The organism is Chryseobacterium sp. 22458 (genome assembly GCF_052044975.1).
In the GTDB taxonomy this organism is placed as follows: domain Bacteria; phylum Bacteroidota; class Bacteroidia; order Flavobacteriales; family Weeksellaceae; genus Chryseobacterium.
Window position 1 is genome coordinate 266,626 of record NZ_JBQEOA010000002.1, and the last position, 24,757, is coordinate 291,382.

At 34.5% G+C, this 24,757-nt stretch carries 26 protein-coding genes; 9 read left to right on the forward strand and 17 right to left on the reverse strand.

Annotation, left to right across the window (positions count from 1 at the left end; all coding sequences use genetic code 11):
* Nucleotides 1-9 precede the first annotated feature (9 nt).
* The 5 genes from ACTJJF_RS08555 to ACTJJF_RS08575 form a co-directional block, all read right to left on the reverse strand.
* A complete protein-coding gene (locus ACTJJF_RS08555) occupies nt 10-360 on the reverse strand; it encodes a DUF2200 domain-containing protein (RefSeq protein WP_312298628.1) in 351 nt (116 codons plus the stop codon).
* A gap of 13 nt (nt 361-373) precedes the next feature.
* Nucleotides 374-1,150 (reverse strand): alpha/beta fold hydrolase, encoded by a 777-nt coding sequence (locus ACTJJF_RS08560; protein ID WP_440699365.1) that lies wholly within the window; start codon nt 1,148-1,150, stop codon nt 374-376.
* A gap of 33 nt (nt 1,151-1,183) precedes the next feature.
* A complete protein-coding gene (locus ACTJJF_RS08565) occupies nt 1,184-1,948 on the reverse strand; it encodes a hypothetical protein (RefSeq protein ID WP_440699366.1) in 765 nt (254 codons plus the stop codon).
* A 227-nt stretch (nt 1,949-2,175) separates the two neighbouring features.
* Complete coding sequence (locus ACTJJF_RS08570) at nt 2,176-3,009, reverse strand: hypothetical protein (protein ID WP_440699367.1); 834 nt, start codon at nt 3,007-3,009, stop codon at nt 2,176-2,178.
* A 614-nt stretch (nt 3,010-3,623) separates the two neighbouring features.
* A complete protein-coding gene (locus ACTJJF_RS08575; RefSeq protein ID WP_440699368.1) occupies nt 3,624-4,589 on the reverse strand; it encodes a DUF2268 domain-containing putative Zn-dependent protease in 966 nt (321 codons plus the stop codon).
* 721 nt (nt 4,590-5,310) lie between these two features.
* Between ACTJJF_RS08575 and ACTJJF_RS08580 the strand changes: the two genes are divergently transcribed.
* From ACTJJF_RS08580 to ACTJJF_RS08620, 9 genes are all read left to right on the forward strand, one after another.
* Complete coding sequence (locus tag ACTJJF_RS08580) at nt 5,311-5,778, forward strand: hypothetical protein (RefSeq protein ID WP_440699369.1); 468 nt, start codon at nt 5,311-5,313, stop codon at nt 5,776-5,778.
* A 7-nt stretch (nt 5,779-5,785) separates the two neighbouring features.
* The gene (locus ACTJJF_RS08585; protein WP_440699370.1) at nt 5,786-12,373 is read left to right on the forward strand and encodes an RHS repeat-associated core domain-containing protein; all 6,588 of its coding nucleotides are present in this window, start codon (nt 5,786-5,788) and stop codon (nt 12,371-12,373) included.
* On the forward strand, nt 12,370-12,891 hold the full coding sequence (locus ACTJJF_RS08590; protein ID WP_440699371.1) for a hypothetical protein: 522 nt from the start codon (nt 12,370-12,372) through the stop codon (nt 12,889-12,891). Before ACTJJF_RS08585 ends, ACTJJF_RS08590 begins: the two co-directional genes overlap by 4 nt.
* 107 nt (nt 12,892-12,998) lie before the next feature.
* A complete protein-coding gene (locus ACTJJF_RS08595; protein ID WP_440699372.1) occupies nt 12,999-13,205 on the forward strand; it encodes a hypothetical protein in 207 nt (68 codons plus the stop codon).
* Nucleotides 13,202-13,537 carry a hypothetical protein gene (locus ACTJJF_RS08600; protein WP_440699373.1) on the forward strand — a complete coding sequence of 112 codons (336 nt, stop codon included), beginning with the start codon at nt 13,202-13,204 and terminating at the stop codon, nt 13,535-13,537. The genes ACTJJF_RS08595 and ACTJJF_RS08600 overlap by 4 nt, the downstream gene beginning before the upstream one ends.
* Before the next feature lie 93 nt (nt 13,538-13,630).
* Entirely contained in the window at nt 13,631-13,897 is a 267-nt protein-coding gene (locus ACTJJF_RS08605) for a hypothetical protein (protein WP_440699374.1), read from the forward strand.
* Between the two features lie 4 nt (nt 13,898-13,901).
* Entirely contained in the window at nt 13,902-14,651 is a 750-nt protein-coding gene (locus ACTJJF_RS08610) for a hypothetical protein (protein ID WP_440699375.1), read from the forward strand.
* 187 nt (nt 14,652-14,838) lie between these two features.
* Entirely contained in the window at nt 14,839-15,363 is a 525-nt protein-coding gene (locus ACTJJF_RS08615; RefSeq protein ID WP_440699376.1) for a hypothetical protein, read from the forward strand.
* Between the two features lie 35 nt (nt 15,364-15,398).
* Nucleotides 15,399-16,064, forward strand: coding sequence for a hypothetical protein (locus ACTJJF_RS08620; RefSeq protein WP_440699377.1), 666 nt, complete (start codon nt 15,399-15,401; stop codon nt 16,062-16,064).
* Nucleotides 16,065-16,348: 284 nt separating this feature from the next.
* On the opposite strand, the gene ACTJJF_RS08625 is transcribed toward ACTJJF_RS08620, so the two are convergent.
* From ACTJJF_RS08625 to ACTJJF_RS08680, 12 genes are all read right to left on the reverse strand, one after another.
* Entirely contained in the window at nt 16,349-16,849 is a 501-nt protein-coding gene (locus tag ACTJJF_RS08625; protein ID WP_440699378.1) for a DinB family protein, read from the reverse strand.
* Nucleotides 16,850-16,880: 31 nt separating this feature from the next.
* A complete protein-coding gene (locus tag ACTJJF_RS08630) occupies nt 16,881-17,264 on the reverse strand; it encodes a 5-carboxymethyl-2-hydroxymuconate Delta-isomerase (RefSeq protein ID WP_440699379.1) in 384 nt (127 codons plus the stop codon).
* 15 nt (nt 17,265-17,279) lie between these two features.
* Nucleotides 17,280-18,056 carry a helix-turn-helix domain-containing protein gene (locus ACTJJF_RS08635; RefSeq protein ID WP_440699380.1) on the reverse strand — a complete coding sequence of 259 codons (777 nt, stop codon included), beginning with the start codon at nt 18,054-18,056 and terminating at the stop codon, nt 17,280-17,282.
* A 34-nt stretch (nt 18,057-18,090) separates the two neighbouring features.
* Complete coding sequence (locus ACTJJF_RS08640) at nt 18,091-18,465, reverse strand: VOC family protein (protein WP_440699381.1); 375 nt, start codon at nt 18,463-18,465, stop codon at nt 18,091-18,093.
* Entirely contained in the window at nt 18,462-19,022 is a 561-nt protein-coding gene (locus ACTJJF_RS08645) for a dihydrofolate reductase family protein (RefSeq protein WP_440699382.1), read from the reverse strand. The genes ACTJJF_RS08640 and ACTJJF_RS08645 overlap by 4 nt, the downstream gene beginning before the upstream one ends.
* Nucleotides 19,023-19,145: 123 nt before the next feature.
* A complete protein-coding gene (locus ACTJJF_RS08650) occupies nt 19,146-19,778 on the reverse strand; it encodes a DUF7079 family protein (protein ID WP_440699383.1) in 633 nt (210 codons plus the stop codon).
* 3 nt (nt 19,779-19,781) lie between these two features.
* On the reverse strand, nt 19,782-20,201 hold the full coding sequence (locus ACTJJF_RS08655; RefSeq protein ID WP_440699384.1) for a DUF1801 domain-containing protein: 420 nt from the start codon (nt 20,199-20,201) through the stop codon (nt 19,782-19,784).
* A gap of 96 nt (nt 20,202-20,297) precedes the next feature.
* Nucleotides 20,298-21,200: an alpha/beta fold hydrolase gene (locus ACTJJF_RS08660; protein WP_440699385.1), complete on the reverse strand. Its 903-nt coding sequence runs from the start codon at nt 21,198-21,200 to the stop codon at nt 20,298-20,300.
* Between the two features lie 46 nt (nt 21,201-21,246).
* Complete coding sequence (locus ACTJJF_RS08665) at nt 21,247-22,284, reverse strand: serine hydrolase domain-containing protein (protein ID WP_440699386.1); 1,038 nt, start codon at nt 22,282-22,284, stop codon at nt 21,247-21,249.
* Nucleotides 22,285-22,346: 62 nt separating this feature from the next.
* A complete protein-coding gene (locus ACTJJF_RS08670; RefSeq protein ID WP_440699387.1) occupies nt 22,347-23,006 on the reverse strand; it encodes a DUF2461 domain-containing protein in 660 nt (219 codons plus the stop codon).
* 32 nt (nt 23,007-23,038) lie between these two features.
* A complete protein-coding gene (locus ACTJJF_RS08675) occupies nt 23,039-23,584 on the reverse strand; it encodes a hypothetical protein (RefSeq protein WP_440699388.1) in 546 nt (181 codons plus the stop codon).
* Between the two features lie 140 nt (nt 23,585-23,724).
* Nucleotides 23,725-24,756: an alginate O-acetyltransferase AlgX-related protein gene (locus ACTJJF_RS08680; protein ID WP_440699389.1), complete on the reverse strand. Its 1,032-nt coding sequence runs from the start codon at nt 24,754-24,756 to the stop codon at nt 23,725-23,727.
* Nucleotide 24,757 lies beyond the last annotated feature (1 nt).

Genomic DNA, 24,757 nt, shown 5'->3' on the forward strand with positions numbered 1-24,757 from the left:
CATTAAATATTATTTCCTTAATATCTTCTCCATCTGTTTTCCTTTAGCCAGCTCATCAATCAACTTATCCAGATACCGGATATTCCGCATCAGTTCATCTTCTATTTCTTCTACACGATACCCGCAGATTACACCTTTTATGAATGAAACATTAGGGTTGATTTGAGGCGCCTGTTCAAAGAAGGTTTTAAAATCAGTTTTGTTTTCTAAGATCTCCTGTAAACTTTTTTCATTATATCCCGTTAGCCAGAAAATAATTTCATGAACTTCCGATCTGGTACGTCCTTTCTTTTCTGCTTTTTGTATATAATGGGGATAAACGCTGGCAAAAGATGTTGTAAATATTCTGGTATTCTGCATGGCTGTGCATTTTTTAGAGTAAACTTTTAATAACTTTATCAAGAATAAGGTTAAATTCCTGTGGTTTTTCAAGCATAGGATAGTGTCCAACATCTGTAATCGTCACGTAATCGTAGTTTTTCAGATGCTTTCGGTTGTTTTCAAGATGAGTGAGGGATGCATCAGAATTGATCGCTACTACCGGAACCCTGATCTGGTCTGCAATTTGCCTGGAATCCGTTTTGTATAAAGGTCTGAGGAGATCTACAGCTATTTCAGGGGCGTTTTGAAGAAATTCATATTGTATCCTTTCCTTTACCTGAGGAGGTGTTTTTTCTGCAAACAGAAACTGGGGAAGATAGTTTTCCACAGTATTTTTAAAGTCAGAGCGATAGGCGGATAAGACTTCTTTAACCTGCTCTTCCGTATAAACTTCATCCAGATTTTTTAAAGTATCCACCAGTACAATGGCTTTGGTGGCCGGAATCTTTAAAGCAGCTTCCAGTACATAAGCTCCGGACATAGAATGCCCTATCAGAATGATTTCTGAAGCCTGAATATCATCTGCTACCGCTTTAATATCATCTGCATAACCTTCACTGGTCCATTCCTCTCTGGTTGTGTCGGATTTTCCATGCCCTGCGAGGTCCATTGAAACCACATGATACCGGTCTTCAAAAAAAATTTGCTGATCAATCCACCATTCTGTATTTCCCAGCCAGCCATGAACGAAAATAAGTGATGTATTTCCTTTTCCGGATTCTTTATAATGAATCTTCTGACCGTCTGATGATAGGGTGTATTTTTCCATTTTGAAATGATTTTGTGAGGTATTTGTATCCTGTTATTTTTCGACGACCGCTATATCTTTCAATTCAAAAGGAATTTTTCTGACAGCATTTTCATTTTCAATCATCAGTTCCACATGAATCTGATCTCTTTCAGAAGGAGACATATTTTGTTTCAATTTAACAAGTTTATAAATAACACCTGTCTTACTGTCTTCCAGTATCATATTATTATATCCGGGGTCCGGATTGTCATTGATAAAATAAGTGAGTTTCTGAGGGCTGCTGTCTTTGTAAGCATACATGATATCATAGCTTTTAAAATCTATCTTTTCGTTATTCACTTTAAGATCGGGAAAAACTTTATTGACGGCAGCAGAATCAATGATGCTGAAATATAGCTTTGGATTTTTGTCAACAGCAGCTTTGCTCACAAGGTTTGTATTCAGCTTTATATTTTTGAGCTTTCCGGCATCAATATACGAACCGTTACCCTTTGACGGGGTAAAGTATTGGATAACGCCTTTGATCGTTACATTTTTGGAATGCTTTTCCGGAATGTCATATCGTCTTATTAAGGTTCTGCCATTATTATATCCGTAGTTTAGAGGATATTCTTTATTTTCTTTTAATATATTCTTTTGATTGCCGGTCACTGTCAGTGTATCCAATCTGATCAGGTTAAATTTATCGGTGGGTTTGTCTATGTGTATGCCTACCTCAATAAAGTTATCATGTTGAGAAACATGTGATACTTTTACCTGCTCCTGGGAAAGACACTGTATATAGATCAATGTGAAAATAAAAAAAAACTTTTTCATGATTTTAAAATTACGGTTTTGGATAGCGGAAGTTACAAAAAATGTACTGACACTACAGATAAAGTTAGGATCGTGCTTTATTTTATTGACAAATGCATTAAAGCGTTATCTGTTTCTCTTTCAGGCTTTAGCCTTTTAAAGGATTGAGCTTTAAGTTTGTGAACTTATTTCCTGATATATTGCTATAATAAAAAAATCTCTGCGGTTATCACAGAGATTGTATGATTTTACTTATTTTCTATGAACCTGATATTGGTGATGATGGTGGCGTAAGATGTGCCTGAAAGATCTTTTATTTCGCATTTGAAAAAAAGAAGGTTCTTTAAAAGTTTTTGATGAGAAACATCAATCCTGTATTCTATTCCTGTAGGCATTGCTTTGGTGGCGTATCCTTCCAGATTATCAACTTCATAAGGATCTTTCTGGCCCAGAAAATTGAAAATCTCCCTTAAGGTGCAGTTCATAATAAAAACAGAAGGTACAATAGGATAATTTTCAAAATGCCCTTTACACTGGTTGGGAGTGAAGGGTTCTATGAATATAGTGAACTGATGGTCGTTTTCCGTTCTTATCCTGCCTGCAGGAAGTTTATTTTCATAATATTCTACCGGAACATCATTGAAGTAATCTTTGTAGAAAAGTTTAAAGGTGTCTTTTAAAATAATGTGATAGTCAAGTTCAAAAGAGTAGAGGGCTTCGCCTGAATGATTGTCCCGAATCACAAGAGATGATTTACCTTTTCGTTTCGATTCCAGGAAGCTTTCGCAGATAATGGTTGCCGAGTCTGACTTTTTGTAAGAAAGTTGTCTTATTCTTACTTTTTCACCCATAAAATAGATTTGCTCTTTCGAGGAGGGATTTAAAAGCCAGTATAGGTTACAGCTTCCCAATGATGATAAAAGCTGAATCAGTCTGGAAAAGTTTTCATGATTGAAATTGTATTCTGAAATACTGGTTTCCAGTCTGTTGTTATTGAAAATGATATTTTCAGGGACAGAAATGTAAGGTGCTGTTTCTCCAAGGTAAGGGATGATGCTTTTTTTGATGTCTAGTGTTGTCATGTGAATGAGGGGTTATGGGGTTATTCAATTTATTTTTCATTTTGTGGATAAATTTTTCATCGTGTTTAATGCAGGTGAAAGTGTTTTTAATTTTACTTAAAATGGTTAATATTTTTATCTATTATTCAATGACTAAAATAAGTATTTTATTTTTTATTATTGTTATATGTGTTATTAAATAAATGTTTTGTGGTATTTAATTCTTTGTTAAGTGATATTTTTATTTAATTAATAATCTATTATGATTGAAAATATATCATATCTTGTTTTTAATTATCAGCAAAGATTTAGCACTTAAAAATCTGCATAAAAAAAGTTATCCACATTATATTTATCCACATTAAAGATTATTTGTTGAAAATTATTGTGGATACATGTTTTCTATAAAATATTGAATACTAATGTTTTGTTTGCTGTTTTTTATGTTGTGAAAAAGTTATCCACATTTTGTTGATAATAGAAAAGAGGATATGAAAAACTTATCCACAATTTTTCGGAAAAATAGGTGGTGATCGACGCCAAATTGCGACACAAATAAGCCACTCCTCTGCAAAATGACTGCAATAAGAAGTGGCAATTGTAATATTCAGATATGTAGGTGGTCTACAGAGTTTCTATATACTTTTCGTAACCGCTTTTTTCCAGCACCTCTCGGGCTGATAAATATTTTTCCAGGAATCCGGGCCGTTTTTTTCTGCATATTTTTCAATAATCCTGAACCCCAGCCAATAGTTTATTGATTTGGGAGCATCAGGAAATAATGTATGCTTGTCATTTCTCAGCAGAGGATTGTTTCCTGAAGCATCAGAAAAATAAGGTTTCAGTTTTGTAAAAATGTCTTTTTCATTTTTTATATACCAGTTCCAGTTTTCCTTTGTCATATTTTCCACCGCTTCATGTTTTTCCATTGTACGGTTAAAGAATATATAAGTGAAATAACAGGCGAAACCTTCATCTATGGTTTGATTCAGTGCGGTTGCTCTGTCAGGATCAGCCTTTCTGAAATGTTCATATACCATGTGGTTGAGTTCATGGGGAAGTCCTTTTTCAAGCGAATAAAGAATGTCAACGTTTTTATTATTAAGCTCCAAAGCAAACTGTTCATCATTACAGCCTCCGAATGAAATTCCGGTGAGAGGAGTAAAGATCAGGCTGATTTTAGCCTTAGGCTGATAGGGAACCAAGCTGTTAAACTGTGTAAGGGTTTTCTTAAACAGCTTCCGGGTATCTATATTTAAAAGAATATTGGCCCTGTCTTCAAGCTGAGGTTTATTTTTTTTATATAGAGTTTTATTCCATCTGATCATCCCTTCAGGTGTATTGAAAAGATGGGCATTTTCATCACCAAAGATCATGGCATAGCAGCTGTCCCAGAGTTTTTTGTGCGGGAGATAAACACTTTTAACGATTCGGGCAGAATCATATTGCTGATCTTTATGAGCAAGCAGCTGGTGTTTGAACAGGTTTTTGATCACGATATTCTCAACTTTTACGCTGTCCGGTATCTTTTCCAGTCTTCTGTAATCAAAAGTTGTATCCGCAACGGGTTTTACAGAGCAAGAGAATAAGAGAAAAGGCATTATAATAAGACAGATTTTTTTCATCTTCATCAGGTATAAATTATTGTATTGGAGCTAAAACTTTTGAGTTTTAAAATTAAGAATCATTACAGAATCTCTGGAAATCTTACGGGAGCTGTCATTGAAATCCGTATCAATACCGATCACAGTAATCTTTAACCAACCTTGTAAGATTCGGTTATAATTATAAATGTTATTTCATTTTTGAAGTAATTCTTTGCTGGATTGTTGGGGAATTCTCTTCTGAATTGCTACTACAACTTCTTTAAGTAGCTTTTGAACTATAGAGAATATAATGGCCAATACACTTAGCAGAGCATACTTAAAGAATCTGATAATTTTTTTCATGGTTTAATTTTGGACGAAAATACTATTAAAAAAATATCAATGGAAATTTTATCGATCAGATGGTGAAATTTTATGTTCTAAAGGTCATTTTTATCTGATGAATGAAAAAAAGATTATATCGTTCTGTGATTTTCAATCCGGTTGATAAGCTTCAATTGATTATTGATAATACTTCTTAAATCTCCTTTCAGGCATTTTTGAGTTTTTTCTGTTTTTATTTTATTTTGGGAAAATATCTTATAAAGTGAATTTACTTAAGAAATAAATAAATACGATGGTTACAAATAATATTAATCCATTCTTAAACAATGTTTTATATGTTGTGAGGGATCAGTAAAAAACATATTTTAGAAAATTAAAAAACTATATAATCATGAGAAAAAAAATGTTGTCATTATTTTCGTTACTGATAGGGTTTTTGGGATTTTCCCAAACCGAAGTCTATTTTAAATATGATGAAGCTGGAAATCAGCGATATCGGGGGCCCGATACCAGTGCTAAACAGACGCCTGAAACTACATCAAAAGTTGATTCTAAAACAACAGCTCTTACTCAATCTCCTGTGATTGACGAAAAGGCATTCTGGAAACAAATCCGCCTGTATCCGGTCCCTGTGAATGATGTATTAACCATCGATTGGACAGATGAAGTGGATGGACTTATCGAGTCCGTCTCATTATATCAGCACAGTACGGTACACTGGAAATTCCAGCAGCAAAATATGCCTGATCTGAATAAGAAAATCAGAATTAACATGACTGGGTATGATTGGGGTATTTATGTGCTGCGTTTCACCCTAAAAGACGGCCGTATTTTTAGTAGAAACATAACCAAACGCTAATACAAAGATGAAAACTTATAAAGAGAAAAAAAAATTATTTTACTCTCTTATAGTATCATGCATTTCTATTATGGGGCTTTCACAAACAGCTCCTGTTCAGAAATTTCATGATACCAAAGGGAATATTGAAGTGACCCAAGCCGGGCAGCTTCAATATACAATGACCATCGATACACCTCCGGGAATTCAAAAAGTAGGTCCAAGTATCAGCTTGGTCTATGTAAGCGGAGCCGGAAACGGCCTTGCTGGCTATGGCTGGAATATTTCAGGAGTAACAGCAATTTCAAGAGTTGGGAAGAATCTTGAAAAAGATGGGGTTACAAAAAATGTACAGCTTGATTATTCTGACTATTACAGCTTTAATGGGCAACGATTAATTCTAAAATCAGGAGAGTATGGTAAAGATGGCGCAGAATATGTGACAGAAAAATATTCCAATGTAAAGATTAAATCTGTGGGAGCTGTTTCAGGACAGTCTTGGCAGGGACCTGAATATTGGGAAGTCACCTCTCCTGACGGGTCACAGATATGGTATGGCGCCACAGCTTCGGGAAATAGCCCGGCAAGAACCGCTATAGACTATAATATTGTCAAATCAATAGATACAAATGGTAATTATATTTCCTATAACTATACAAACGAGGGAAATGTTTCTGTGATTAGTTCCATTGAATGGGGTGGAAATGAAACCCAGAATACACCACACTTTAACAAAATTGAATTTGTATTTGCATCTAACCCCATCTCAGAAAAAGCCTATATAAAAGGGGTCGAGTTCTCACAGTCTAAGCTTCTCGAATCTATCTTGGTTTCTTCCGGAGGCAATCAATATAAAAAGTATAATGTTTCCTATAAGCAAGATGTTCAGGGAACATCCTATAGGTATCTTAACAAAGTAAGTATATTAAACAGTAAAAATGAAGAAGCAAACCCGGTTGTTTTTACTTATGAGCAATCGGGACAAATTGGTAATATTCCTTCGACAAAAACTACTGCATTAAAGCCTAGTGTAGAAAATGATGTTGTAGGAGATTTTGACGGTGATGGAAATCTTGATTTATTAAGATATCATTCTTCAACATCGCCCCGAATATCACAACCGGGAGTCTACCTTTATAAAGATTTTTATTCCATTACTTACAATACAGAGAGCCCAGTATTTATCAACAGTACATTACAACAATTGAAAGATGCTATTGCAGTTAATTTAAAAAGTGATAATAAGATTGACAATCGGCAGGGACTTGTTACAAGACAAGCGGTTATAAACCCCTCGACTTCAAAGTACGATATAGAATTATCTTTTTACAGTATCACAGAAAATAATCAGCTGATCCTGAATTATAAAAGAATTATTCCTAATGCAAGTTGGGATAATACTTACGGAACCACCCAAAATGGTACCAGATCCTCCATTGCAGGATTAAAAAATATTGATTTTAATGGAGATGGTCTAAGTGAGATTATTGTACTTCTCAATGATAAAAGATGTAGACCTATAGCCGACGATGCAGGAAAAGGTGCTTTTGAATGCACCGATTCAAAAAGATATTATGTAGTCGATCCCGATCAGTCTACACTTAATAACGGATGGTTTTATAATTTGTCCCTTTATCATGATCCTGATAAGAGAGACAAAGATATGTTTACAATTTATAAATCTGGGGATTTTAACGGGGACGGAGTATTTGATCTTCTTAAATTAGATGAAAACCAGAAACCGCAACTCATTACCTTTCAGAAAAATGCTCAAGGTCAATATGTTTCCTCGATTGCGCCTTTCAAGCCCAGCAACGATGAAACTATAGAAGGAATTTGGGAAAAAGGTGTAGTTGGAGACTATAATGGGGACGGATTAAGTGATATTATGCTTCCGCAAGCAATAAACTCCGTATTTTGGAATAAGTACACTTCAAAAGGAAATGGTTTTATCAAAGAAAATGTAAAATTTGAAGAGCCATCAGAACGAATGCTAGAACAGCATGGTCCCAATTTTTTACTTCATAATCCACAAACGTTTGTAGCCTATGATATTAATAATGACGGAAAAACTGAATTATTAGCCCTTAAATCAAAGAGAGGTTATACCTTATCTGATAGTCAGGATAACAATAATATGGCTAAATATTTTTCGTGGACTGAAATGAAAACCAGTGTATATTCACTTACTGGCGGTTATGGTACAATGGAAAGTACATCCTCACATGGGGTTTATCTCAACCATATTGATTCATATACTCTTCATCTTAACGAAAGCAGTATACCGGCGGAAGTGGCTCCTAATTTAAGAGATCTGATGGGTTTATCAGTAGATCAATGGACAGGAGCAATGTTAAGAAAAGTTATTTTGGGTTCTGCAGTTGGATATAGTAGCGATGTGGGTGAGATACAACGCATTGTATCACATCCATATTACGATATTGCCAAAGAAGGTAGAATAAAAAGTATATCACAGGGAGGAATTACTACAGAAATTGTATATAAACAACTGGATAAAAAAGGAAATCCGGGATTATATGATAATATCGCAACACCAAACTATCCTTATGTTGAAATTAACCAATCTGTTGGAATGCATGTGGTTTCACAAATGGCTCAGAGCATTACAGCAGATAAAAAATTAAAACAGGATTTCCTTTACCGGGGGCTTACGTCCAATATATTAGGTAGAGGAATGGTTGGCTTCAGAAAAACAGCCCGAAGCTCATGGTATGCTGACGGATTTGAAAATACAAAGATTTGGTCAGGAGTAGAGATTGACCCTGTGAACGAAGGGATTCCCGTGAAAGAATGGAGTGTCAGGACGCCTAATGATTATTCAAAAATATTCCCGGCCGATGTTTCTGAAAATAATTCCGGGTTATTAAGTTTTAAGTCTACATCTTACCAAATTGACAAGCTTCTGAACGGTCAGGTGGTGACTACGGTTCCAGATGCTGATAAAGCTAAAGCAGTAACAGCTATTGTACCCAAAACAACTAAAACTAAAGATTTCTTAACAGGGGTTGTTTCTGAAAACAATATAATCTATGGTAGTTATTATTTGCCTGACGAATCAATTACATCTATCAATGGAAACTTTGGACTTTCAACTAAAAAAATGCTCTATACGCATAACCCTTCCGGCCAGGGGAAAGATTATTATATAGGGCGTCTTAGTAAGAATGTCAATGAAGAAACGGCTTATTCTGACCTGCAAAGAGTAACTGCACAGTACACGTATGAGAATAACCGGTTAAAAACGGTTGCAACGACTGGCGGAAATGATACAGGCAGAGCTGTAACAGATGAATTCACCTACGATGGATTTGGAAATATTACACAAAAAGTAACAAGTAATGCTTATGATGCAGGTAAACAAACTGAAAAAAACGAATACGATTCTAAAGGCAGGTTTATTATAAAGAAAACGGATAATTTAGGACTGGAGATTCAGTTTGCATACAATGACTGGGGACAGTTAGTATCCCAAACAGATGCTTTCGGAAATACTCTTACCCATAATTATGATGATTGGGGTAAACTTTTAAGCTCTACATCCAATATAGCAGGTACGACTACTTATAATTATGAAAAAGATAGTAATTCTAATGTAACAGTTACCCGGAATGATCCGGATGGTGATCAGTCAAAGGTATTCACCAATAAATTTGGTCAGGAATATAAAACCTCGGCTAAAGCCTTCGGTCAGGGATTATTTGTTTCAAAAGAAACCCAATATGATATTTTAGGACGTAAAATTAAAGAATCTGAACCTTATTTTGAAGGACAAAGTGCAAGCTATTGGAATACGATTGTTTATGATGATTCTGTATACCCTGCTAAAGTAATTGCCACAGCATTTAATGGTAAAAGAACAGAAACCACCATATCAGGTTTGACGACAGGAGTGAAAGAACAGAACGGATACGGCAGAACCAACTCTAAAACAACTGATGCTTTAGGAAATATAATTTCTTCAACAGATAGCGGGGGTACAGTAGAGTTTGCCTATAATGGTGCAGGAAAACAAATTAAAGCTCAATATGAAGAAAATATTGTGACTACAAAATATGATGAATGGGGCAGGAAAATTGAATTTAACGATCCGTCGAATGGGCTTTACAAGTATGAATATGACGGTCTGGGACGAATTAAGAAAACTACCAGTCCAAAAGGAACTAAAGAATATACCTACAATGCTCTGGGACAGATTGTTTCCCAAAAAGAATTTTCTACAGTAGATAGCGGGCAGACAACCAACAAGACCATTGCTTTCACCTACAATGGCAAAGGGCAGCTTACTGAAAAGGCCGGTATCATAAAAGGGCAGCCATTTGGAACTGTTATCACCTATGACTCTAAAGGAAGAATATTATCTTCAACAGAGAACAGTAATGGAAAGACCTATATTCAAAAAAATATTGTCTATGATGAAAAGGACCGGATTTCTTCTTATGAAAAGGAGCTGCAGTCCGCAGGAGTTATTACTAAAGTTACTATAGAGAATGTTTACAGCCCTTGGAATGGAGAACTTTACCAGATGAAGGACAAAACCTCAGGGAAAATCCTTTGGGAGCTTCAGCAGACCAATGCAAAAGGACAGATGTTGCAGGAGAAACTGGGCTTGGCATCTATTAATAATGTTTATGATGCAAATGGTTTTTTAACGGGTGTTAATCATTCATCTGCCGTAAAACCTTCTATTCTACAACTGTCTTACTCATTTGATGCCATAAAGAATGAACTGAAGACCAGAACAACCGGAGGAGACTTCAATATCACTGAATCTTTTGATTACGATGATAATAACCGCCTAGTTAACTGGACAAATCCTATAACGGGAACCAAACCATCGACAAACAGAAACATTTATGATATAAAAGGAAGAATAGAAGAGAATGACCAAGTGGGAACCATGAAATATGAAAACTCTGCTAAAATCTACCAGCCTACCGGAATGACTTTGAATGCTGAAGGAATACAGAATTATAATGGTGATTTAATTCAAAGTATTGTTTATAATGAAAATAATGACCCAACTCAGATTAGTGGAGAGAAATCCCGTATATTTTTTGATTATGGATTAAGTAATATGCGTCAGCGTGTAAGTTTTGAAAGGCTTGAAAACGGAATACAAACCGGGCTTAAAACCGGGGTATGGGACCCTGAAGCACCTCAATGGAAGCACACCTTCACAAAATTTTATAATGAAGATGGAAGCTTTGAAATTGTGAGGGAGGACAATACGAAAAAAGAAAAGCATATTTTGTATATTGGTGGTAATCCATATGAATCCAATATTGTATATTTGAGAGACTATGAAAATGAGAACGGCTCTTATAAGTTTCTTCACAAAGATTATATAGGAAGTGTTCTTGCCATCAGTGATGAAGCGGGGAATAAACTGGAGCAAAGGCATTATGATGCGTGGGGGAACTTTACCCATCTTAAAATAGGTAATGAAGCTGTTATAACGGATAAATCAATAATTGCCGGAATGACACTGCTTATAGACAGAGGATACACCAGTCACGAGCATCTTATGAATGTAGGAATTATTCACATGAATGGGCGACTATATGATCCATTATTGAGAAGGTTTTTAAATGCTGATGAAAATATACAGGAGCCTACCAATACTCAAAACTATAATAAGTACGGGTATGTGATGAATAATCCACTGATGTATAATGACCCTAGTGGAGAATATTTGCAATATATCATTGGTGCTATTGTAGGTGGATATTTAAATGGTGTGGCAGCCAATAACGGTAACTGGAACCCTGTAAAATGGGATTGGCAGAAATCATGGGGTGCAGTTGTAGGAGGAGCAATAGGCGGAGCAGCTGTGTCCGGAGCATTAGGAAACATTAGCAGTAATGCCGGAGCAATTAAAAACGTTTTACCAGGCCTTGTATCAGGAGGATTAAATTCAGCATTTAACGGAGGTAATTTTTTAGGTGGAGCAATTGGAGGGGTGTCTTATTCAGGAAATTTGTTTAATAATAAGATTACTTCAACAGATATGGTTAGAAATTCTAGATATATGGTAGCTTCTGATGCTGGAAATGAAATATTGGGAAAATATCCTGAATCTAAATCAAAAGATCCGTTGAGTCTTGTCTTGATGCTTTCGGGATTAAATCCTAGTGCTCCGGCAAATATGTATAGTTTTAGTATAATAGCATCATTATTTGTTCCTAAAGATGCTTGGATTGCAGTGGGGAATACTGATACAATGAATGAATGGGGAAAAGATTACATTAAATTTTCTACAGGTGCGGATGGACTTTTTGTAGATCCAAGTGATCCTACAATAAAAATAAAAGGAATAACAAATCCTATTACCGGAAAAATAATATTAGCCCCTGCTCTGTTAAATGGAAAAAAAAGTAATTACGGATTAGGTGATGTAATAATACATGAAGTAGGGCATTTTGAAAATTGGAAAAAGGGTATATTACAAGGAAATCATCCATTTATTCAGGATTTAAATGAAGTTTCATCGTATTTGAAAGCTGGAGAGTGGACAGGAACAATTGATCCAGGGATAAATGATTATTTAAATTCAATAACAAAATATATATTAAACCTTCAGAATATAATAAAATGAAAAAAGTCATATTGATAATAACTTGTTTTATTTTTATTTCCTGCTCTCCACAGATGAAATTAAATAAGAGTAAAGATATTGATATTCTTGTAAATGTACCTGTAAAGCTAATAGCTGATAAATCAGTAATATATACATTAAAGAATAACACTAATAGAACATATATTATTGATCCATATGGTTTTGTTGGTAACTCATATTGGATACTAAACAATGAAAAATTAAATCCTATAAATTTTTCGAGAGGATACTATTCTCGAGAGGATGAAGACTGTAGAAATGAATTGATTATTTTGAAGCCTAAACAAAAAATGGATGCAACTTTAAGTCTAAATTATATAGAAAAAGGTATATATGATTTTTCTAAGACAGGGAGTTACATTAGAAATATTAAATCAAAGCATAGTCAAGAAAATGGAATGCCATTAAGTTGTAAATCATACATAAATACCTTGGAAAAGAAAGGATATATTATGTTGGAAGATAGTATTGTTGCTAAGATTCCTTTTATTAAATGATAAAAGGAATTTGGATTCAGTATTAACACTAAAACTCTTGATACCAAAAGCAGGAGTACCTGCTTTTGTTTTTCTTATGGATATGGCATAATCCAATTGACGAGTTTTTGCAATGGATTATTAGTGCTATTGTAGGCGGATATTTAAATGGTGTTGGCGCCAATAATAGAAATTGGAATCCTGTTAAATGGGATTGGCAGAAATCGTGGGGCGCAGTTGTAGGAGGAGCAGCTGTGTCCGGAGCATTAGGAAACATTAGCAGTAATGCCGGAGCAATTAAAAATGTTTACCAGGCCTTGTATCAGGAGGATTGAATTCAGCATTTAATGGAGGAAACTTCTTAGGGGGAGCAATTGGAGGAATTTCTTACTCTGGTAGTTTATTTACTAATAAAATCACTTCCACTGATGGAGTTAATACAAGCTATAAATACATAATTTCTCCCGATTATAATGATGAAGGAAGTGCGATAGTAGATGAATGGTTAATAGCTAAAATGGATATAAACTCTAATGAATATCAAAGGGGAGAAACTGATTGTGTTCCTACGGTTGGAAAAGTCGCAGCAAAGTATTTGGGAATGGATATTAATGTGAGGGATAAGCAAAGAGCTGCTAATAATTCAGGTGGAATTTATGCAAATTAAACTAAGGAGTTTTTTGAGGGATTAGGACTGAAAGTTAAAGCTTTGCAAAATGGGAAAGGGAGTTACTATTTTCATGAAGGAATTCCTGATAGTATGAAAACACAGGCAATTAAATTTATTGTAGAAAGTATTCAAATTGGGCATCCTGTTTTTATGGGATATAATGAGATTGACGGAGAACAAAATCTACAAGGCCATGCTGTATTAGTAAAAGAAATTCAATATAAATCTGATTACTCTACATTTAAATATATAACTACTTGGGATCCTCAATATAGATCGGGAACTATTAAGAGTTTTCAAAATTATCATAGAGTAAGCCAAAATGTATATAACATTTTTTCATTTTCAAAACCTTAAAAATATGAAATACTTTTTTATGATGATCGGTATGTGTTTTTGTCTTGTACTTTTTTCAGCTCAAACTAAGAAAGTAGATACTGTGAATTTTGAATTTTATAAATCAAAATATGATAGTATAGCTAAAAATTATGTTAATAAGTTGATTGATATTAATAAAGATTATAAAAAAACTGTTGGCAAGAACGATCCTTTTTATAATCAAATTTTTGATGGAGATATTAATGATTTAGAAATTATAGTTCACCCTGTTTTTGCATTTAAAACTGATATTAAGGACGATGATGGGAAGACAAATTTAATTCATTATATAGATTTTAAAAATGATATATATAATCAGGATTTTGATATTTATTTAAAAAGAGAAAAAAAATGGATGTTAAGTTTTAGAATTACTAAAGAAGAATATTTTAAAATAATGGATAATAAAAACATGAAAGAATATTTTGGTGCTTTATTTTTACCTAAAAGGCCTATAGCATTTTTTAATCATACTAATTATTTATATTTATTTAGAGATAATTTCTCCTTTTATATTAGTGATAAATATTGCGCTTTAATTAATAATATAGCTTCGATAGTTATTAATGTTTCAATTCCTCGACATATAGAAATTTTTGAGTTTAATGATTATTTTTTACCAGAACTGAACAGATTGAAAGGTGAGGCACAAGGAATAAAAAATGGTGCATATAAAGATTATCAATCAAAAACTTCTATTAACTCAACCATTTTGAATGTTACTTCTAAGTAGACCTGTGTATTTGAGAATAGAAAAAGGGAAATTACTACTACCAAAGAACTGTGTCATTACCTGTAAATCATATGTAAACACTTTAGAAAATAAGGAATACATTATGCTGGAAGATAGTATTGTTGCTAAAATTCTTTCATAAGATAAACATTTAATGAATTATATGTTACCTTCAGAATATAATAAAATGAAAAAAGTCATATTAATAATAACTTGTTTTATTTTCATTTCCTGTTCTACGCAGATGAAACTAAATAAAAGTAATGAAATTGATATTCTTGTAAATGCCCCATGGAAACTCGGAGAGAATTATAATATAAGTTATATTATTAAAAATAAAAGTAGTAAAACATATATTATTGACCCTTATGGCTTTTCAGGAGATTCTTATTGGTTATTCAATAATGAAAAACTTAATCCGATTGACCATTTAAGAGGGTATTACACACGATATACCGATGATGATTGTAAAAATAATTTAATTATTTTGAAACCTAAACAAAAAATCGATACAACTTTAAATCTAAATTATAGGGAAAAAAGTATCTATGATTTATCTAGGCCTGGAAAATATATATGGAATATTAAATCTAATCACAGTAAGAAAAATAGTATGCCGTTAGCCTGTAGATCATATATAGATACTTTAGAAAAGAAAGGATACATTATGCTGGAAGATAGTATTGTTGCTAAAATCCCTTTTATTAAATAATAAAGTATTTTGGATTAACCTATAAATACTTTTTAATGAAAATAATTGTTTTAGTTTTTATATTACTAACCAATTTGGTTTTTGCTCAGGATTTAGAAATTAAAATTCCCGATGAAAGAATAGAGCTAACATCAGAAAATAGTAGCAATTTATGCTATAGTATTAAAAATAATTCAACAAGATATTATAAGGTTTTAGCTGATTCTACAGGTTTTAGCACTGGTCAAAATGAAGCTATTGATGAACCCAACCTCGGCTTATTAAACCTCAGAATAATTGATGGAGATAAATTATTAGTTCCTATATCCGGATCTTATGGCTATCAAAAAGAACCAAGAATAATTACCCCTTCAGATCAAGAGTTAGTACGATTTAAAAAAAGATATCAGTTAAATTTAAAACATGATTATGAGTGGCGTACTTTTTATGATATAAATAAAAGAATTATAAATATTCCTCCTAAAGAAAGTATAGCTTTATGTACTAAAATTAGTCTGCCAATTTATCGCTCTGTGGCAGATGATGGATCATTATACTATGACGTAAAAAATCAAAAAGAATATAGCCTTCAATTATTTTTAAATATTCCAGCAAAAATGCTAAGGAAATATTCTAAAGTTCTAAATGAGGAACCAAAAAAATATAGAATATTTTCAGGAAATATTGTTTCAAATAAAATTGACGTTATTATAAAAGATTAGAAAACTCACAAATATTTTTAAATATTCCTACAAAAAATCCTCATGATTATTTCATGAGGATTTTCATTAAGATCAATCAAATTTTTTTATGATAAATTAGATACTGGATAAAAAATATTTTTTGCCACAATGCTGACATTTAAGAGCGGCTATTTCAGTTAAGCTGTCAGGATTACTGTAAGTTTTAAAATCATAATATTCACTTTTCTTGCAATAGTAATTGTTAAATTTTCTTTATAGCATTATCGGAGATTACTTCGAAAAGTTTTCCCATTCTCCGGGAATTATTGATCTTTATAAATGTTCCAGAAATTAAAATCAGTCATTGGAGCATCGGTAATTCCGATATTTCTTCCCATCGTTACGATCTGTCCTCTGTGGTAGGTTCCGTGAAGAATCACATGCTGGATGTATTCATATTTTGAAAAATCACACTGAAACCACTGAGATTCTATCTTTACATTTTTAGACAAATCTTCCTCAGATAAGTTTTCCACATAATCCGCCAGCTTTTGTGAATTGTTTCTGATCGCATTGAAAACATCCTCTTTACTGCTTACTGCAAGAGTTTTTTCAAAATCGAAATCGTTGTTTTCGGAAATATGACTCCACCAGTATTCCTGAGTCTGCCAGATGTGGTGCAGCGTTTTCAGAATGGTCGGAAAACTTGAAATCGTTTCCTGATTCAGTTGTTCATCTGTTTTTCCAGACAGCCAGTCGATATATTTATTGACTACCCAATTGTTGTACTGAACACTTTTGGCGGCTAATGTTTTTAAGCTCATGATATTGATATTTTAGGGTGAAATTTTCTGGTTATAAACCGAAATGACGGTTCTGATCTTTGTTTTCAGGGTTAATAAGAGCCTTATTGCTGTAGGTTGCTGCTTCAAATTCACTGATGTTGACAGACAGAAAAGACGTTTCCGGAAGCAATGCTGTAAGTTGGGTACAAATCTGTTTTGAAAGATGGGCTTTCTGTTCCGTACTGCGGCCTTCCATAATATGACCGAAAACATGCAGAAAGTTTGTCTTCTGATCTCCCAGCCGATAATAAGAATAGGGCTGTAGTCTTACTTTGATATCATTGACTGCAAATAAACCTGTTGATTCGGCAGATTCATAGACAGCATTCATAATTTCGTCCGGGGTTCTCTGCCGGAGGATGTCCTGAGAGCATTCTATAATGAAATGAGGCATAAATATTATTATCAATTATAACTTTTCAAAATATTTCCCTTTAAACTGATAACGGATCTTTTTGGAGGTCACCTTCGAATCATCAAGAATTAAAGGAATGCTGATAATTTTATTCTTTTTATCATATTCAATCTTATAATTTCTGATCTCGTTGTTTCTGTTGGAAGATGCGGTAAGATCCACCTCATACCGGAGCTGATTTTTAATTCCTGTCTGGGTTTTGATCAATTGTGCGTTATCATTCAGTGCACCGTTGTTTTCAATAGAGAAGACCTGTACAAAGTGAGAAGTGAGCCCTGAGCTTAATATAGAAGTACCTTGAGCAAGGTAATATTTTTTATTTTGGGAAATGACATCATTGATCTGATAAAAATAGGACTTCGGATCACCTTCCATATCGCTGTCTACAGTTTTAGACTGAACTTTATTTCCGGTCTTATATTGATAAACATTTTTGAAAAAGTGCATGGTTCCACCGGTCCAGGTATCCCAGGAATAAATTCTGAATTTCCCGTCTTCTGAGGTAGCAACGGTTAATCCTGCTTTCTCCAGACTCTTGAAATTGTGGCTGAGCGTCTCGGGATTGGAAGAGGTATACTGAGACAATAGTTTTTCAAATTTTGTATTGGCAGCATAAAGGGAGTCAGAGGATGATTTCTGATCTCTGCCCTCCGAAGACCAATGCTCAATTTTTTGAAATGCATCATTGAGCTTTTTTTCAATAACGGATATATTTTGGCCAAACAAAAACGGAGCTGGTATGAAGAATAAAATTCCGATTACTTTTTTCATTTTTACTGTATTAATAATTTACATAAAAGTTGATTCACTTTCTATATTTCAGCTGAAATACATTTCCTTCCGGATCTGTTCCGTCACAAAGCCAGAAATCATAGTTTTCAAAAGTTTTGATCTCCTGCATCTGAACTCCTTTTGACAAAAGATCATTTCTCACCACTTCAATGTCTGTATCCGTTTCAAAAACAAGCTTGGTATTGTTGTCAAACTGATATCCACCGGCTATTTTTTCGAGATACTGATCCCCGATTTTGTGAAGCCCGATATGGGCAGGTCCGGCGTTCATGAGTATCCAGGCAGGATCTTCTTCCACCACAGTAAACTTAAAGTTTTCAACATAGAAATTTTTAAGCAATCCGGTATTCTGTACATACAGGATGATTGTTTCTAACCTTATATTCATTCCTGAAGTGTATTTCCTGATGGATGATAAATAAGCTGTACAACACCGGATTTAAAGACATTGGTTTTAACCAGTTCTAAATTTAACCGCTTTTTCATATCTTCAAAAAGGGGCTTTCCTTTTCCTAATACCACAGGGTGAACGGATATTCTGTAAACATCAATCAGGTTATTGTCTATAAAAGTTTTGATAAGGCTGGCACCACCATAAAGCCAGATGTCTTTTCCGCCCTGTTTTTTGATTTCCGCTATTTTTTCTATAAGATCGGAATGGATGAATGTTGCATTTTCATCTTCCCTATGCTGCGTTGAAAAAACAAATTTATTTTTTGAGTGAATGGTGTTCCAGAATTCCTGTTCCCCAGGAGCTGCATTTTCATCAGGCTGATAATTTCCCCATGCGTCATAGCTTACCCGTCCATAGAAAATGGTGTCAATATCTGAAATAAAGCCGTCAAAATCCATATCATCATCCATAATACACCAGTCAATTTCTCCGTTGGGGCCTTCAATAAAGCCATCCAGGGTTGTTGCCAGGTCTAGTATTACTTTTTTCATATTAATGTCGAATGGATTGGTTAATAATTTTTCTAAAGTTATCGGAAAGGTAAGGAAAATTTACTTTTTCCTTATCATTTATCCAGGTTTTATTGAGGTCTGGTTACTCCGGAAAGTTCCGGTTTATTCTTTCTCTGTTAATAATGCGATTTTCATGACCCGTCTGTAGAAATCCTCAAATTCGGTCTTTTGATATTTTGTCCGCATGGCTCTCAGTACATCTGAAGCATCAAATCCGCACCATTCCCAAAGCATTGTATCGAAATTATATTTGAGCATCTGGATTTCTACTTCTGCCCTTACATTTCGTACCTGTTCAGCTGATAATCCGAATTTTTCTAAGATCTCCGTTAGTTTTTGATCCGTTTCAGCTGTGAATTCCGTGTCTAAGAAAGGTTCAAGGATCCATTCCCAGATCATGGGGCGTTCAACCGTTTCAATGTTATTTCTCCTGGCAAAGTTTTCAAGCTCAGTTTTTTGCTCAGCACTTAAAAACAGAAGCTCGGTTCCAATTCTACAGGTGGGAGGGTTGGATGTAAAATCAATATCATCAATTTGCTCTGGCAGAAAGGTATTCTGTCTATAGGCAATGGAAGGCTCAAAAGGATAGTTTTTTATTATAAGAGAATCATCGGTGAAGGAAAGCTGTCCCAAAGACACAAGAAATTCCTGTACTTCAGATTTTGAAGTCCGAAACATGGCCCAGGTATTACCTGTATTTTCACCTGTTTTGAAAAACCGTCGGATAAAATTCATTTTTTATGGTTTACGATCCAGTTGCAGCGCTGTTTTAAGAACTTCAATATTAATATCTTTAAGTGTTTTAAATTTAATACAATATCCGGTTACTTTGGCTTTACCTATTTTTTCGCCATACACTCTGGATAAATAGGTTTTATCATCAATACCTAAAATATAAACAGAGATTCCTGTTGTATTGGCACTCATTCCGACCTGATAAAATTCTTTCGTGCTTCCATCGGCATAAGTAATGGTGTGATGTCCATAGCCAATATTCGGATTGGAAACCACTTTCCCTTCACTGTCTTTACCATCCAGAAACCATAGCCTGCATTCCGGCATGAGGTCCATGATGAGATGATGAAGATCCTGCATGTCCCTGCGCTTGGATTCAGATTGGCTGGCAATATATTCTTCTATTTGGTCCTGAATGATCATAAGCTATATTTCTTTTTTTGCATTTTTCCAATAATGAAGCGGGAAATTCTTTTCCAGCTCAGACTGAATCATTGGCAGAATCCGATTCTTCATAATCTAGTGGTCCGTTTTATGGATGAAATCGGAAATAGCTTTTACAAATTTGGTATTTTCTTCATAATAGAGAATATGACCGCCATTGATTTCCACAACCTGCTGATCAGGAAATGAAAAAGAGGTAAAATGTTTCTCTCCGATAGAGTGGTCTCTTGTTCCTGTAATGATCAGCGTAGGAATTTTTATAGATGAGGTCACAGGGGTGTAATCCTTCCAGTATTCCTGTATGGCAAACGCTTTTTGGGCAAATTCAAAAGTGCTTGGGTTTTTATGGTCGATTTTATTCAGGAGCTCTATATTTTCTTTGCGGTCAGAGAGCATTTTATAATCCAACCCTCTTTTTACCAATTCATTTTTTGCTTTCATAAAATCAGCCAGTAATGTGGAATCTTCAGCTTTAAAATCTGTTTTCACCAGGCTGTTCATATAGTTGATCTGCTGCTGAAGCGAGTATTTCATATTCAGTGTACAGTTGGCCAGGATGATTCCTTTTACATGATCAGGATATTTCAGAGCATAATGCGTTGCCAGAATCCCACCGAACGAATGGGCTAGAAGATAAACTTTTTCTGTACCATGCTGCTTTCTGATCTCTTCAATATCTTCAATCATTCTGTCTAGTGAATAATTCCCTTCCGGAGAATTCCCGGAGTATCCGCTTCCTCTCTGGTCATAATATACCATAGTAAGATCAGATTCCAGCTTATTTCCGCCCAGGTTTTCAAATGACTGGCTCCAGGCACCCGGGCCGCCATGAATAAAAATACATACAGGTCCCTTTCCTGATTTTTTAGTATACAGTTTTACCTGATCGCCTGTCAGCAGAGAATGATCTTTCTTTTCTTGAGCGTTTACGTTGAAGAGAAATAGAAAAAGGAAAATGATTTTTAAAAGTCTGGTCATTATTTTAAAATTCTGGATGTAATATTTGTCATGAAATCAAGCAGATTTATTTTTGAAAACTATATTTTTCGTTTTTCAAAATGTTTGTCATAGCATCAGAAATTTCAAACAATTTTCCGTTGTAGCTATTTCCAAGAAGGATTATGGTAATTTTTTCATTCAGATCAGAAACTAAAATAGCTTCATAGCTTCCGGACCTTCCATCGTGCAGATGCTCAATTAACTTTTTATCTTTAAATTTTGCCTGCCCTAGGGAAGATTGAGTTTCCGGCTGAGCAAAATGTTGTCCCAGTTCAAATAACGAGTCTGCATGGATTAATGTATTGGAGTGAAGGCATTTCGACCATTTCAAGAGATCTTTAGTGGTTAAATAAGTTCCTCCGGTTATGGGCAGATCAGCTTTATCCGCTACTGGATTTTTATTAAATCCCCTGGCTATATTGTTCTCATTTTCAAAAGGAGTCATGATGGAGGCAGTCATTTTGCAGGGCTTGAAAATAAATTTTTCTGCATATTGATTAAATGGTATTCCTGTCAATCTTTCAACAATAAACTGGCGCAAAAACAGATTACTGATGTTATAATCGTATTGGGTACCCGGTTTGAAATCCAGTGAATCTACAAGCTGTAATCCTTCAAAAAGGTCTTTGTCATTTTTTATCTTTTTCCAGTTTACATTGGGAATTCCGCTCGTATACTGCAATAGGTTTTTTATGGTGACTTTATTGGCCCATTGGGGAAATTCCGGCATATACCGGGAAACATGATCTTCAATTTTCAATCTGCCTTGTTCCTGTAATTGCATCAGGGCAACCGCTGTAAATTCTTTGGTAATGGAACCAATATGAAACCTGTGATCAGGAGTGAGTTTTTTCGTTTTTGAAGCATCTGTAAAGCCAAAAGATGTGTCGTAGATTATTTTATTATTTTTTGCAACCAGAACATTCCCATTAAAGGCTCCGGTTTGGGCTGACCGTTTCATCAGAGAATCAATCTGAAGGATCTTTTTTTTCTGAGCCCATGTACAGTTGGTCAGAAGTAAAAAAATGGCGGAAAATAAAAATAACTTTTTATGATAGGGCATGGTTAATTTTTTCTTGGTTATTCGTTTTGTTTATCAGTTCCGGGTTTTGTACTGTTATGATTTTAAAATAAAGGTTCACCATTGAGGTCCGTTGTCAGAACTTCACTCATATAATCAAAAAATGGACGCATGGCCAGTAAGGTTTGAACGGCTTCCTTTTGAAAATTGTCAGACAGAACTTCTTGGTCTGTGAATTTCCGCATGACGATGTATTGTTTTTTTCTGATTAAATCTATAGCAGGGTGGTTTTTATCAAACCCTCGGGGAGCTGTTTTTACAGAATCACCTTGAAGGGCTTCAAAATATCTGATGAAGGTTTCATCAGAGGTAATTTTTTCAATTTCCGTAGTACTGATTTCGAATTCTTTACGGATACGAAGTAAATCCTTTGCATCCGGCCCCCAGAATCCACCTCCTACAAAACTGTTGCCGGGTTCGAGCTGAATATAATATCCGCCTCTCAGCATAGGTTTTGAACGGGAATATCCAGCTCCGAAATTGGTTTTATACGGCGTCTGATCCTTAGAAAAACGTACATCCCTGTAAATCCTGAAAATATGGATTCCTTTAAGATTGTCATATTCCTGAAGCTCAGAATAGATCTGATTAAAAAATACTTTATTTTCTTTAACAATGGAGTCGTATTCGGATTTGTGGCTTGAAAACCATTCCCGGTTATTGTTTTCTCTTAAATGAGTGAGGAATTCAAATGCTTTTTTCATATGAGAATGTTGATTTTGTGGTGTACTACAGATCAGGATTTTGCTTCGTTGATATATTCCAGGTAATCCTGTTCCAAATTGTTGATCTCTTCAATTAAAAAGTCGTACAGATTTCCATCAAAAACTTCATAATCTTCCTCATCATATTTGTCATATTCAATTTTTATGACCCCGTTGTCGGTATAGGCCCTGTATAGATTTCCGCTGCGTTTGAAAAACAGTTGCCCCAATGGTTTTTCTTTATACTCAAGAGCTTCCTGGTGTTTTTCTTCAAACCCCATCCAGGAAGGCATTTCCTCATCCTGTGAAAGCCCATATACAAAAAAACCATATCCGAATTTCCAGCTCGGAAGAACATCAAATTCTTCAGGACGTTTCCATATTTCTTCTTTGACTTCAAAAACTAATGAGCCGAATGTGGTAAGAAAGTCTTTAATATCTTCGCTGAACGTAAAACCTGTTTTTTCTTCATATTCTGTGATTTGTTTTTCGGTGGCCGGATGTGCTACGGAGCCCATCACAAAAAAGTCATCATTCAATTGCCTTTTTCTGTCCCAGAATTCTTCTTTTGTTGCCATAATTTTCGCTTAGGTTTTTATATAGCCAATGTTAATCATGGCCTTATAAGAGCAAATATAAGTGAAAGTTTGGGGATAAAAAACGGATTACTTCTTTTGGGTATCAATCCATCAGTTTAAAGGCAATCTGCTTTTGTACTTTATTTGTGTGATAATATTACCTCTTTTATTTTTTGTGCCATCAGCCTGGCTGCTATTGGTGACCAATGGGTGTCATCAAAATAGTAAACATCCTTTTTACGGTGTAATTCTTTTGTTAATATTTCTTTGGAGTTGACGTAGATGAATTTTTTATCCAGCTTTCCAAAATTATCAAAAAAAACAGGTTTGGTAAAATTGTGCTTATCAGCAATATAATCGTAATACAAATCATATTTGTCTGGTGAAGGTAAAAATAGAAGGGTTATATTTTTTTCTTTAAGTTTCTCAGCGAGTCCGTTTAAAATTCTGTTGAGTTTAATGGTATTTTCGGGTAAATTATTTGGGATAGTATTATTCAGATCATCATGATAAAAAAGCAGTTTATTGGAATGATTGCTAAATAATGCTCCCGTATTTAACTCAACATTGTAAACCTGTCCATTGGCTATATAGTTTTTATCTGTGAAATATTTTAACGTAGAATAAGGAAATCTTAAAGTTGTACGTGAAAAGAAATTGTATTCTTCCTGAAGGGGCTGGCGGTTATGATTGACAATTATTGAATCAATCTGATGAATACCGATTTGGGCTGTATTGTCTATATTTTGTACGTCACGAATTAAATTCCGTTCCACACCCTGTAAAATCACATATTGAACTTTATAGGTGTCAAAAAAATTACCATTGCATAATTCAATCAAAGTCTGGATCTGGTTGTTTGAAATAAAACGATTAATATGCAAAACACTGAAATCGTTGGCTAAGCTATTCTGATAACCGGATTTACCTTGCTCTGAAAATGAATCTCCGATAGTCAGGATTTCATATGTTTTCTCTTTTGATTCAGACAGCTCAGTAAACTTTATTATAGGTTCTGATGAAGCTAGCTTTTCGTGGTAATTCTTATGCAGATCCGGAAGAAATCCTATCCGCAGCAGGTCTGCGTCGGTAGAGAAAAACACAGCCGTAATGATATATAAAGTAAAGAACGGTGCAACAAAGAATGCCGTTTTTATAATAAACCTTTTCATA